We start from the raw sequence: 12,819 nt of genomic DNA, 5'->3' as shown, positions 1-12,819 counted from the left end.
CCCGTCATCGCCCGAATCACTAAACAGGCCCTGCATTGAAGCCTGCAACAAAACCCGGCGAAGCCACGATCGCTTCGACCACCGGATAAGCACGAAGCGCCCTGATCGGCCAGAGCATCGGCCAGAGAAACGGCCGGAGGCGAGCCAACGCCGGCGCTTCACGATTGAGACGTGCAAGGACATAACGATGAGCACAAAAGGACCGACCGCAAATCAGATCGAAACCGTGGATACGCCCGCGCGTCACAGACGGCGCATGACGAAGCGCATGATCATCATGCTGATCTGCGTCTTGCTGCTGCTTGGCGCGATTGTCGGCTTCAATCTGTTCAAGGCGCACATGATCGCGAAGTTCATGGCGTCCAACGCACTGCCGCCCGCCACGGTCACCGCGACCGTGGCGAAATACCAGACGTGGCAGCCGCAGCTTACGGCGGTCGGCAGCCTGCGCGCGGTGCGCGGCGTCGACGTGACGACCGAAGTGCCGGGCCTCGTGCGCGAGATCGCGTTCTCGTCGGGACAAGACGTGAAAGCGGGCCAGGTGCTCGTGCGTCTGAACGACGATTCGGACGTCGCGCTGCTGCATTCGCTGCAGGCCGCGGCCGAGCTCGCGCAAACGGTCTATAAGCGCGACAAGGCGCAGTTCGACATCCAGGCGATCGCCAAGGCGCAGCTCGACGCGGACGCGGCGGACCTGAAAGCCAAAACCGCGCAGGTTGCGCAGCAGGCGGCGCTCGTCGAAAAGAAGACGATCCGCGCGCCGTTCGCGGGCCGCGTCGGCATCACGACGGTGAATCCGGGCCAGTATCTGAATCCGGGCGATGCAATCGTCACGCTGCAGGCCATCGATCCGATCTATGCGGACTTCTATCTGCCGCAGCAGCAGTTAGGCCAGCTCGCGGTCGGCCAGCAGATCGCAATCGATATCAACGCGTTCGATGGCCGCACCTTCAGCGGCAAGATCCGCTCGATCAACCCGCGCGTCGACAACACGACGCGCAATGTGCAGATCGAAGCGACCGTCGACAACCGCGAGCGCAAGCTGTTGCCCGGCATGTACGCGAACGTGAAGATCGATGCGGGCGGCGAACAGCGATATCTGACGCTGCCGCAAACGGCGATCACGTACAACCCGTACGGCGCGACGGTCTTCGTCGTGAAGCCCGGCGACAAAGCGGACGCACAAGGCAAGACCATGCCGGTCGCGCAGCAGGTGTTCGTCACGCCCGGGCCGACGCGCGGCGACCAGGTCGCGATTCTGAAGGGCGTCGAAGCGGACATGCAGGTCGTGACGAGCGGACAGCTGAAGCTGAAGAACGGCACGCCGCTCGTGATCGACAACCGCGTGCAGCCGGCCGACAGCCCGAATCCGCAGCCTCAGGAACAATAAGGGGCCGCGCATGAATTTCACCGATATTTTTATCAAGCGGCCGGTGCTCGCGGCCGTCGTCAGCCTGCTGATTCTCGTGCTCGGCGTGCGCGCGCTGATCTCGCTCAAGGTGCGCGAGTATCCGCAGACCGAAAACGCCGTGGTCACCGTCACGACCGCGTACTACGGCGCGAGCGCCGACACGATCGCCGGCTTCATCACGCAGCCGATGGAAGCCGCGATCGCTCAGGCGCAGGGCATCGACTATATGTCGTCGACCAGCACGACCGGCGTGTCGACGATCACCGTCACGCTGCGTCTGAACTACGACTCGAACCGCGCGCTGACGGAAATCAATACGCAGATCGCGTCGGTGCGCAACCAGTTGCCGCCGCAGGCGCAGCAGCCGGTGCTGACCGTGCAGACGGGCGAGACAACCGACGCGATGTATATGGGCTTCTACAGCAGTGTGCTGCCGAGCAATAACGTCACGGACTATCTGCTGCGCGTGGTCAAGCCGAAGCTCGATTCGATCGAAGGCGTGCAGACCGCCGAAGTGCTCGGCGGCCGGCAGTTCGCATTGCGCGCCTGGCTCGATTCGGCGCGCCTCGCCGCGCATAACGTGACGGCGCAGGACGTCTACGCCGCGCTCGGCAATAACAACTATCTGGCGACGCTTGGCACCACCAAAGGCCAGATGGTATCGGTCGACCTCAACGCGGGCACGGATCTCCATACCGTCGACGACTTCAAGAAGCTCGTCGTCAAGCAGAAAGGCACCGCCATCGTGCGGCTCGAAGATGTCGCAAACGTCGTGCTCGGCGCCGACAGCTACGACTTCAACGTCGCGTTTTCGGGCAAGCGCTCGGTGTTTATCGGCATCAAGGTGGCGCCGGACGCGAACATTCTCGATGTCGCGAAGCGCGTGCGCACCGCCTTCCCGGGCTTGCAGTCGCAGTTCCCGACCGGCATGACCGGCGACATCGTCTACGACGCGACCGACTTCGTGAACACGTCGATCGAGGAAGTGATCAAGACGCTCGTCGAAGCGCTGCTGATCGTGACGGTCGTGATCTTCCTCTTTATCGGCAGCCTGCGCGCGGTGATCATTCCGGTGGTCGCGATGCCGCTGTCGCTGATCGGCACGTTCTTCGTCATGCAGGCGCTCGGCTACTCGATCAACCTGCTGACGCTGCTCGCGCTCGTGCTGGCGATCGGCCTGGTGGTGGACGACGCGATTATCGTCGTCGAGAACGTCGACCGGCATATGAAGGAGGAAGGCCGGCCGCCGTTCGAAGCGGCGCTGATCGCGGCGCGCGAACTGGGCGGCCCGATTCTCGCGATGACGGTCGTGCTGATCGCCGTGTACGCGCCGATCGGCTTCCAGGGCGGCCTCACAGGCGCGCTCTTTACCGAGTTCGCGTTCACGCTGGCGGGTGCGGTGACCGTATCGGGCATCGTCGCCTTGAGCCTTTCGCCGATGATGTGCTCGCGCTTTTTTAGCGCCGAACAGGAGTCGAACCGCTTCGTGCGCTTCGTCGACCGGCAGTTCGACCGCGTACACCGCGGCTATTCGCGCATCCTGCATGCGACGCTCGACACGTGGCCGGTATTTATCGTGATGGGCGCGCTGCTGCTCGGCGGCACCGTGTACCTCTTTATGACGTCGCAATCGGAACTGGCGCCGCAGGAAGATCAGGGCATCGTGCTATCGCAGATCCAGGGTCCGCCGAACGCGACGATCCAGCAGATGCAGACGTACGCAGACCAGGTATTCGAGATCTCGAAGCAGTTGCCCGAATACTCGCAGATGTTCCAGCTGACCGGCGCGCCGACGTTAAACCAGGGCATTGGCGGCGTGCTGTTCAAAACCTGGGACAAGCGCAAGAAAGGCGCGACGCAATTGCAGCAGGAGTTGCAGCAGAAGTGGAATAGCATCGCGGGCGCGCGTGTCGCCGCGTTCCAGTTTCCGCCGCTGCCGGGCGCGCAGGGCTTGCCCGTGCAGTTCGTCATCACGACGACCGAGCCGTTCGAGAACCTCAACGAAGTCGCGCAGTCGGTGCTCGCGAAGGCGTACCAGAGCGGCATGTTCTTCTATGTCGACGCCGACCTCAAGCTCGACAAGCCCGAAAGCGTGCTGGTCGTCGACCGCGACAAGGTCGCGTCGCTCGGCATGACTCAAGCCGATGTCGGCGCGGCGCTCGGTGCGGCGCTGGGCGGCAACTACGTGAACTACTTCTCGATCGCGGGCCGCTCGTACAAGGTGATTCCGCAAGTGCTGCAAACGGACCGCCTAAATCCGTCGCAGGTGCTCGACTACTATCTGCGCACGCCCGACGGCAGCGTGATTCCGGCCTCGACGGTCACGCATCTGAAGCAGCAGGTCGTGCCGGAGTCGATCAACCACTTCCAGCAGCTGAACTCGGCGACGATCTCCGGCGTCGTCGTGCCCGGCGTCTCGCAAGGCGAAGTGCTGAACTTCCTGCGCAAGGCGACGGCCGAAGCCGCGCCATCCGGCTATGCAGCCGACTATGCGGGGCTCTCGCGCCAGTTCGTGCAGGAGTCGGGCGGCTTCGTCGTCACGCTGCTGTTCGCGACGATCATCGTCTTTCTCGCGCTGGCCGCGCAGTTCGAGAGCTTCCGCGATCCAATTGTGATTCTCGTATCGGTGCCGATGGCGCTCTTCGGCGCGCTGATCTTTATCAACCTCGGGCTGTCGACGCTCAATATCTACACGCAGGTCGGGCTCGTCACGCTGATGGGGCTCGTCAGCAAGCACGGCATTCTGATCGTGCAGTTCGCGAACCAGTTGCAGCGCGCGGGCAAATCGAAGCGCGAGGCACTAGAAGAAGCGGCCGCGGTTCGTCTAAGGCCGATTCTGATGACGACCGCCGCGATGGTGTTCGGCGTGCTGCCGCTCGTGATCGCCTCGGGCGCGGGCGCGGCGGGCCGCAACGCGATGGGCCTCGTGATCTTTACCGGGCTGTCGATCGGCACGTTGTTTACGCTGTTCGTCGTGCCGGCGATGTATATGTTTATCGGCGCCGATCACCACCGGGATCGCCGCGGCGATAAACAAACGCCGAGCGTCGCCTGATCGCACGACGCGATATACGGTTAGCGCACAGCAAACGTAAGGCAGGCGGCACGCCGGAACACGGCGCGCCGCCTGCTTTTTTTCGTTCGCTTTTACTGTGTGCTTTTACCGTCCATACATCGCCGATGAGTACGCGAGCTGCGGCGCGGGAACGGCGACAGGCGTTGGCGCATTGCGGAAATGCAGCAGATGCCAATAGCGGAATGCGTTGACGCGCTCCGAGCGGATCAACTGAAAGTCGGAAAAATTCAGCACTTCTTCGAGCGGGAAATCGGACTTGAAACCAATCACCGATTCGAGTCCCGCCAGCAAGCGCTCGAACGCGCGCACGAACCGGTTACTTGAAGCGAAGTGATTGACGACGATCACTTCGCCTCGCACCTTGCATACGCGCGAGATTTCACTCAGGAAAGCAGCGGGATCGGGCACGACCGAAGCGACATACATCGCGACAACGAAATCGAAACTGTTGTCTTCAAACTGCAAGTCGGTGGCGTCCATGTTCACGATACGAATCTTGTTGCCGGCGCATTGCGATTCGACACGGCGCCGCGCGCGATCGAGCATCTTCTCTGAAATATCGACACCGGTAATCTGCAGATCGGAACGGTAAAGCGGCAGCGAAAGCCCGGTACCGAGCCCAACCTCGAGGATCTTTGCGCCCTCCTCGGCCCTGGCATTGATGCGATCGGTACTGCGCTCGCGGCCCTGCTGGAACGCGCGCCCAAACAGGTAATCGTAAAAACCCGCCGCGAAATCGTAGATTTGTTCAACTCTCATCGCGCCCTCGCTTGATTGATGACCGAATGTCAACAAGATGCCTGGCCGCGGCGTGGTTCCCGGATAGTTACCATCGCGTTGTTGTCCGGCCCGGTTGATGATCGCGGTTTGCAAGACCGAAATCGTCGTGACCGTCGAAATCGGACCGCGTCCGACCGTCACGACGCCAGATACAACAACCAGGGAATCGAACTATTCCAGAATGGGGTCACAGCTGCGGGGGTAAGCGCGCTTTTATCGCGCCGGCTTCGTGGCCTGAGCATGCGGCGTACCCGCATCGAGTTGCGCGCGAAGCGCGGCGATCACGCTGGCCCAATCGCCGCGCGCGGTCTGCCGGAAGAGCCGGGCCGTTGCGTACCACGGACTGTCGCTTCGGTTGAGTTGCCATCGCCAGTCCGGCATGAACGGCAAGGCGATCCAGACGGGCTTGCCGAGCGCGCCCGCCAGATGCGCGACCGCTGTGTCGACACCGATAACGAGATCGAGTCGCGAGATCAGCGCCGCCGTATCGGCAAACGTCGCGAGACGCGACGACACATCGCGTAGCACGCCGCGGGCTTCGAGTTCGGTGAGATACGCGCGATCGCTTTCGCGCACGTCGTGCTGCAATGAAACGAAATCGGCCTGCGCGTCGAGCAACGGTTGCAACTGTTCGAGCGCGATCGCCCGGTTCCGGTTGCGATCGTTGAGCAGCATCCGGCTTCCGGACCAGACGAGACCCACGCGCGGCCGTTCGGTCGCACCGGCAAACAGGTCGTCCCATTGTGCGACGAGCGATTCCGGCGCATGCAGGTATGGACCGGTCGCGGCGAAATCGGCTTCGCGAAGCTTCAGCGCAAGCGGCAAGCTCAACAGCGGAATGTGGAAGTCGAATGCCGGCACGGGCGCGCGCTCGCCGATCACCTCGGCCGCGCCGCGATAGTGCTGCAACAGCGGCAGCAGCGCGTTCTGCACGCGCAGCACGACGCGCGCGCCGCTTTCCGTCAGCCGGTCGACGAAGCGCACGAACTGCAGCGTGTCACCGAAGCCCTGCTCCTGATGAACGAACACGGTCTTGCCGGCGACGGGCTGCGTGCCCGTCCATTGCGTGCTGTCCGGCAAGCCATGGCTCATCGTGCCGTCGCGCCAGCGCCATTCGTATTCGCGCCAGCCATGCTCGAATTCGCCGCGCAGCAAATTCGTCTGCGCGCGATTGGTTCGGGCGCCCGCGTCGTTCGGATCGATCGCCAGCGCCTTCTTGAACTGAAGCATGGCGTCGTCGAAGCGCCCCAGATCGCGCAACACCACGCCGAGATTCGTGTAAGCGGGAACGAAGCGAGGCTTCAGTTTGATTGCGTATTCGTACGCCATGCGTTCGTCGTCGAAGCGCTCCATCTGGCCAAGCAGATTTCCGCGGTTGTAATGCGCTTCGGCGGACTGCGGCTGGAGCTTGCACAGCTGCTCGAGCTTCTCGAGCGCGCGCGGCAAGTTGCCGGCCTGAACTAGCGACATCGCAACGCCATGCAGCGACGCGATATGGTTCGGGAACTGCGCGAGACACCGCTCGAACAAAGCGATCGCATCATCGTGGCGTTGTGCCGATTGACATACCTGTGCAGCAAAGTTCAGGTCGTCGACAGGCATTGGTATGCGTGTCGATGCCGCTACGAGGTGTTCTGCCGCGCGCGCGTGATCACCCTGCCGTGCAGCGATAAAACCGAGACCGGCGTGCGCTTCGCCATGATCGGGCGCGCTTGCCAGCACGCCTTGCAACAGACGCGCGGCTTCGTCGAATCGGCCGGCCGCATAGTGCTTTTGCGCCTCAGACAGCGTGGGTTCGAAATCGTGATTCATGCAAACCTGACTTAATGCGGACCGATTCGCCAGCTTGAAGACCGGAGTGTCGACCTGCTAAAGACCAAAGACCGGTAGTTTAATCACGAAACGAAGCGGCGAGCCTCACCGCTCGCTATCGCGCTATTGCGCTATCGCTACTGCCGCACGAGCCGCACACGCGCGAGCCCTTCGAGCGAATACACGGCAAGCGCAATCCAGATGGCGCCATAGCCGATCAGTTGCATGCCGCTAAACGGCTCGCGATAAATCAGCACACCGATCAGCAACTGTAATGTCGGCGTCACATATTGCAGCAGTCCGAGCGTCGACAGCGGAATGCGCCGCGCGCCCGCGGCAAACAGCAACAGCGGAATCGCCGTAATCGGCCCCGCGAGTGCAAGCAGCACCTTCAAACCGGTCGGCGCCGCGCCGAAGCCGCTATCGCCATGCAGCGGCAAGACCGCGAGGTACAGCACGGCAATCGGCAGCAGCAGGATCGTTTCGAGCGTGAGCCCTTCGAGCGCGCCGAGCTTCGCGGTCTTGCGCAAGAGCCCATAGCCGCCGAACGTCAGCGCTAGCGCAATGCTGATCCATGGCGGCCGGCCGTTTTCCCACGTGAGCCATAGCACGCCCGACGTGGCGATGGCCACCGCAAACCATTGCATGGGCCGCAACCGTTCGCCGAGAAACGCAAGACCGAACAGCACGCTGACCAGCGGTGTGACAAAGTAGCCAAGGCTCGCCTCGACGATATGCCCGGCGTTCACGGCCCAGATATAAGTGCCCCAGTTCGCCGACAGCAGCGCCGCGCTCGCCGCGAAGCGCGCGAGCAGGCGTTTGTCGCGCAGCACGGGCCCAAGCCAGCGCCACTGCAGCCGCGCGGTCAGCACGATAAACAGGAACAGCATCGACCAGACCATGCGGTGTGCGAGAATCTCGAGCGGCGCGATCTGATGCAGCGATTTGAAGTAAACGGGAAAGAGCCCCCAGATGGTGAAGGCGAGAAATGCGTAGACGACGCCGTAGTTCATTGTGATTAATGCAAGATCGAGCGAATCGTATTGTAAGCTTCGAGTCACACGATCCAATACCCAAGATTGCCGATTTTGCGACAATACGGGTCTTTCGGCATACGCGCTCGTCAATTTCCGCAAAGAAATCGCCGATCCGGTGCAATCGGCCAATCTTAAGGACGGTCCGCCGTCCGCCTGATGTCATTCCCCCCGATGTCTCTTCCGCACATTGATCTTTTGTATTCCGCCTCCGGGCTTTTCGTCGGTTTTCTCGTCGGTTTGACCGGTGTCGGCGGCGGTTCGCTGATGACGCCGATTCTCGTGCTGCTGTTCAACGTGCACCCGGCCACCGCGGTCGGCACCGACCTGCTCTATGCGTCGGTGACGAAAGCGACCGGCACGCTCGTGCACGGCGTCAAGGGTTCGGTCGACTGGGGCGTCACGCTGCGTCTTGCCGCGGGCAGCGTGCCGGCCGCGACGATTACGCTGATCCTGCTGCATCGATATGGAATGGACACGCCGCGCGGCAGCTATCTGATTCAGGTCGTGCTCGGCGCGGCGCTGCTGATCACCGCGACCGCGCTCGTGTTTCGCCCGCAGCTCGCGGCATTCGCGTCGCGCCATCGGCCGACGCCCGCATACGGCAACACGCTCGCGCTAACGATGCTGACGGGCGCCGTGCTCGGCGCGCTTGTCACACTGACGTCCGTCGGCGCGGGTGCGATCGGCGTAACGGTGCTGTTGCTGTTGTATCCGGCGCTGCCGGTTTCGCGCATCGTCGGCTCCGATATCGCGCATGCGGTGCCGCTCACGCTGCTGGCCGGCGCGGGGCACTGGCTGCTCGGATCGATCGACTGGTCGGTGCTGCTGTCGCTGCTGGTGGGGTCATTGCCGGGCATCGTCGCGGGGAGCCTGCTGTCCGCGAAAGCGCCGGAGAAGTTGCTGCGCCATGTGCTTGCCGCCACGCTGACCGCGGTCGGCGTGAGGCTCGTGCTGGCCTGAACGGGAACGACGGAAGTTACTTGAAGAACCGGCAGTTCAGATCCGTTTCGAACTCGCGAACCCAATGCCCGGCGCTGTCCTCGTGATACGACTGCGCCCAGCCGCCACGCCGCACGGTCACGAGCCGCCGTTCCCGCGCGGTGTCGTGCGCATCGATCGTTGCGCTCACATCGAAATGCGCGGGCGCGAAGCCGTGCCGCGCGCACACCAGTTCGAAAGCTGCCCGTTCGCCGATCGGCAAGTCGGTGTACCTCAAAAGCATCGTGTCCATCATGCGACTCCGATTCCGATACCGCACAGTACGACACCACGTGGGTAAATTATGTGTCATCGCGCACAGGCAGCCTATGTATCCGAAGCGTTTATCGCGTAAATCGTGCGCTGTAGCGCACGCAACGGGCTCGTTGATGCCCAATGAATTGAGCGTGAATCGAGCGGCTGAACTGCGCGGCTGAGCGGACTGGCTAAGCGGACTGGCTAAGCGGACTGACCAGGCGGACGCCTAACGCGGCACGTTGATCGTACCGAAACCCACCCTGATCGCATTCGATCCCGGACTCGCGGCGATCGGCGTCAGATTCGCCGTGCCGAGCGCGGGCGCCGAACCGGGCGTGCCGCCGCGCGGCACCGTGCGCACCACCTGCGACGGCGGCAACGCGGCGCCGCTTTTCAGATGACTCCACATCAGGTTCAACGCCTGAAGGTTGTAGTACTGCAGGGGCAAGTAGCGCGTATCGAAACCGGCGACGCTGAGGAACGCATCGAAATGCTGGGCGTTCGTGATTTCGTAAAACGACAACTGGCTTCTCCCTCCTTCGGCAAGACTGTTCATCGCGAGATACGGGCGCGACGCGTGATTGACCGGCACGAGCGTGTCGCTTCTGCCCTGCACGATGATGGCGGGCTTGCCGCGCAGGTTCGCGTTCACGCGAATCGCGTTGACGCTCGTCTGCATCCGCGGATCGCCGCCGGTCCAGAGTCCGCGCAGGCACACCGCGCCGGAGAGGCTCGCATCGGCGGTCGCGAGCCGGTGATCGAAGCCGAACGGCGGCAGGTTGTACACGAGGTTGATGTTGTTGGTCGGCGGCACACCGTTACCGAGGCCGAAGATCGACAGCATCGGCGCAGCGAGCGACGGCACGCCGGCCGCGCCTTGCGCGTTCGTTGTGCCGAAGCTGAAGCCGCAGAGGTTGTCGCCGACGCTCGAAGTCGTGTACGCGTTCACGTAAGTGACCGCGACGGCCGGCACCGCCTGCGAATCCCACATCGCCGCTTGCAGCAGGTCGGAGTCGGTTTCGTAACCGGCCGAATGCAGCCGGTTCAGCGCGTCGTTCGATTGCGTCGCGAGATCGCCGCTGTTCACGAACCCGCTGCCCGCCAGCGACGCGCAGCGTGCCGTGCGGATGGCCAGCGTGGTGGCCGGCGGCAGCGTCGACAGATACGGCGCGCCGATCACCGAAGGGGCCGCCGCCGCGCAGGGCTGCAGCAAGTTCGCGTAGGTGATGTAGTCGGCCAGCGGCGCGCCGGCCGCCGTAATGCGCACGCCGCCTTCGAACACCTGCGCGTTCGGCGACATATTGAGGTTGATCTGCGGCTCGCCGACGACGACCGCGGTGATCCATCCCTGCGTGTCCTGCTCGGCGGCCGCGAGCGACGCGCCGCCGCCGTTGCTGACCGAGGCGGCGATCGTCGTGATGCTGCCCGCGCGGTAGCGCACGCCATGGTTCCTGCCGTTGACGATCGGCGCGAACTGCTGATTGAGCACCCAGTACGCGAACTGGATCGCCTGGAGCGTGTTCTTGCCCCAGTCCTGTTCGGGGTTCTGCTGCGAGTGCGCGTGCTTGTACGCGTAGCGGTTCGGGAAGGTCTGATTGAAGATCGCGAGACTGGACAGCGGCAGGTTTGCAGTAAAGGTACTTTTTGTGCCGGCAATCGATGTGCTGGCAAGCCGGCCATCGATCAGCGTGACGAGATTGGTCATCAGCTCCTGGGCGCCGTTGCCGGTGCCCTTGTCGGTGTACGCGACCGCGCAGCCGCGTTTCAAGCCCCATTCGCCGGCCGCCGAAATCGCGCCGTACACGCCGCGCGAACCCGACGACGTGGCCGTGACGATGCATGGATTCGCCGGATCGAAGCTGACCGGTACCTGGATCATCAGCGTAACGTTCTGCAGGCCGCTGCCGTTGTCGGCGTAGGCGATGGTTTCGGTGCCGGCGATCTTGCCTTCGCCGAGCGTGTCGTTGCCGTTGAGGTCGATATTCGGCCCCCAGAAGCGGCCGTATCCGCCGTTCGCGGTGATATCGACCAGCGCGCGGTAGTTCGACCAGATCGCGAGACGCCGCAATTCGGCCGCGGTCGGCGCGGCCGGGTTCGAAAAACCGGGCGCGTCGCCGGCGAGACCGGTCTTGCCGAGACCGGCGGTGAGAAGATCGTCGGTGTTGCCGTCGTAGGAAACCGTCGTCATGCTGCTCGTCACGACGAAGGCCGGCAGCACGTTGATCGTCGAGCCGCTGCCGCCATCGCCGCCGCCGTTGCCGCAGCCGCAGACGAATGCGGCGGAGCAGCACGCAATCGACGCGAAACGCAAGGACATCGTTGCCGGCATTGTTGTCTCCTCTGCACGCGTCCGCGGAATCAGCGGCGGCGCATTGCATCTCTGCACATCGAGAGCGTAGGAGACGAAACGCCGCGCACAAAGGGGCGCCGCACACGTCAGCGAACACACCAGGCGCGACGCATAAAAGAAAAACGGGCTTCGGCGTTTGCCGAAGCCCGTTTTTCCGATCTAACCGGCCAGTGCGCGGCCGGTGCGCGGCCGGTGCGCGGCTGGTGCGCGGCTGGTGCGCTTACTGCTGCTGCACGTTCAGCTTGTTCGACACCGACGCCACGCCGGCCACGCCCTTCGCCGTGGTGCCGGCGAGGTCGATCTGGCCCTGGTCGGGCACCGTGCCCGTCAGCGTGACCGCGCCGCCCTTGGCGCGCACGGCGATGCTCGACACGTCGAGACCCTTGGCTTTCGCGAGCGCTGCGCGGACCTTGTGGCCCAGCTGGCGATTCGCCTTCTTCTCAGCCTTCACGCCCGTTTGCGCGGTTTGCGCACCCGCAGCCGCATCGCTTGCCTGCGCGTAGACATTGCACGCGACCATCACTGCCACCACACCACCCAACGCCTTCAGAACTGCCGATTTCATGATTTCTCCTTTTTCACTTCGGATTGGACGCGGCCGGCCAGACCACGTCGAGCGTGACCCGGTCGGGCAGACCGCATTGCGGCTTCGTTACGACTTCGTTCAAACAAACCGACGCGCGCGCCATAGCGCACACCGCTTGCGGTCGACGACACGCGAGCGGAGCGCGCCTGACGCGGCGTCGGCCGATTGACGGCTGACACGGCAGGCGAGAGACGAGAGGCGGGAACAAGACGACAGCGGAACGGCCACGGGAAAACAGCAGCACGGCAATATGACGCGCGGGGGGAGCGGACCGGCCCGGTGCCGCGCGGCTCTGCAGCGTGCCCGGTTCTTGTGACCGGATCGCGCATGCGAGCGCGGATGCGCGGCAGCGCCGCCAATTTAATCTAGCGCGGCAAAAATCGCAAAGCTTTTAGCGACGAAAACGGCGCCGATCGGCGCAAATGTTGTGTCGCCGACGAATAGGCGCTTGCGTGAGCCCGCGGAAATAAGCCGCCAGCGCGCGAGCTTGTCTGATTCGCGCAGGCCGCGCGCGCGTGCACTTCGCACTCA

Annotated in this window: 9 protein-coding genes; 3 read left to right on the top strand and 6 right to left on the bottom strand. The window is 63.5% G+C overall.

All coding sequences use genetic code 11. The annotated features are described in order from the left end of the window. The first annotated feature begins 256 nt into the window (after positions 1–256). Both KZJ38_RS05335 and KZJ38_RS05330 read left to right on the top strand, forming a co-directional pair. Complete coding sequence (locus tag KZJ38_RS05335) at positions 257–1,390, top strand: efflux RND transporter periplasmic adaptor subunit (protein WP_219800126.1); 1,134 nt, start codon at positions 257–259, stop codon at positions 1,388–1,390. A 10-nt stretch (positions 1,391–1,400) separates the two neighbouring features. Beyond that, a complete protein-coding gene (locus KZJ38_RS05330; protein WP_219799113.1) occupies positions 1,401–4,466 on the top strand; it encodes an efflux RND transporter permease subunit in 3,066 nt (1,021 codons plus the stop codon). A gap of 105 nt (positions 4,467–4,571) precedes the next feature. Here KZJ38_RS05330 and KZJ38_RS05325 read toward each other — a convergent pair whose 3' ends face one another. The 3 genes from KZJ38_RS05325 to rarD form a co-directional block, all read right to left on the bottom strand. Continuing rightward, positions 4,572–5,246 (bottom strand): class I SAM-dependent methyltransferase, encoded by a 675-nt coding sequence (locus KZJ38_RS05325; RefSeq protein WP_219799112.1) that lies wholly within the window; start codon positions 5,244–5,246, stop codon positions 4,572–4,574. 234 nt (positions 5,247–5,480) lie between these two features. Further along, entirely contained in the window at positions 5,481–7,079 is a 1,599-nt protein-coding gene (locus KZJ38_RS05320; protein ID WP_219799111.1) for a tetratricopeptide repeat protein, read from the bottom strand. A 137-nt stretch (positions 7,080–7,216) separates the two neighbouring features. Continuing rightward, entirely contained in the window at positions 7,217–8,092 is an 876-nt protein-coding gene (gene rarD, locus KZJ38_RS05315) for an EamA family transporter RarD (RefSeq protein WP_219799110.1), read from the bottom strand. Positions 8,093–8,287: 195 nt separating this feature from the next. On the opposite strand from rarD, the gene KZJ38_RS05310 reads away from it, so the two are divergent. Continuing rightward, a complete protein-coding gene (locus KZJ38_RS05310) occupies positions 8,288–9,076 on the top strand; it encodes a sulfite exporter TauE/SafE family protein (RefSeq protein ID WP_219799109.1) in 789 nt (262 codons plus the stop codon). A 16-nt stretch (positions 9,077–9,092) separates the two neighbouring features. Here the strand turns inward: KZJ38_RS05310 and KZJ38_RS05305 are convergent, their stop codons facing one another. The 3 genes from KZJ38_RS05305 to KZJ38_RS05295 all read right to left on the bottom strand — a co-directional run bounded on the left by KZJ38_RS05305 (position 9,093) and on the right by KZJ38_RS05295 (position 12,267). Then, positions 9,093–9,347, bottom strand: coding sequence for a hypothetical protein (locus KZJ38_RS05305; RefSeq protein ID WP_219800125.1), 255 nt, complete (start codon positions 9,345–9,347; stop codon positions 9,093–9,095). Between the two features lie 231 nt (positions 9,348–9,578). Beyond that, a complete protein-coding gene (locus KZJ38_RS05300) occupies positions 9,579–11,681 on the bottom strand; it encodes a D-(-)-3-hydroxybutyrate oligomer hydrolase (protein ID WP_246641647.1) in 2,103 nt (700 codons plus the stop codon). A gap of 241 nt (positions 11,682–11,922) precedes the next feature. Then, positions 11,923–12,267, bottom strand: coding sequence for a BON domain-containing protein (locus KZJ38_RS05295; protein ID WP_219799108.1), 345 nt, complete (start codon positions 12,265–12,267; stop codon positions 11,923–11,925). Positions 12,268–12,819 lie beyond the last annotated feature (552 nt).

Origin of the sequence: Paraburkholderia edwinii, assembly GCF_019428685.1 — a bacterium.
GTDB classification, from domain to species: domain Bacteria; phylum Pseudomonadota; class Gammaproteobacteria; order Burkholderiales; family Burkholderiaceae; genus Paraburkholderia; species Paraburkholderia edwinii.
The sequence above is the reverse complement of the archived record's forward strand: the minus strand, read 5'-3'. Positions and strand labels throughout refer to the sequence as shown.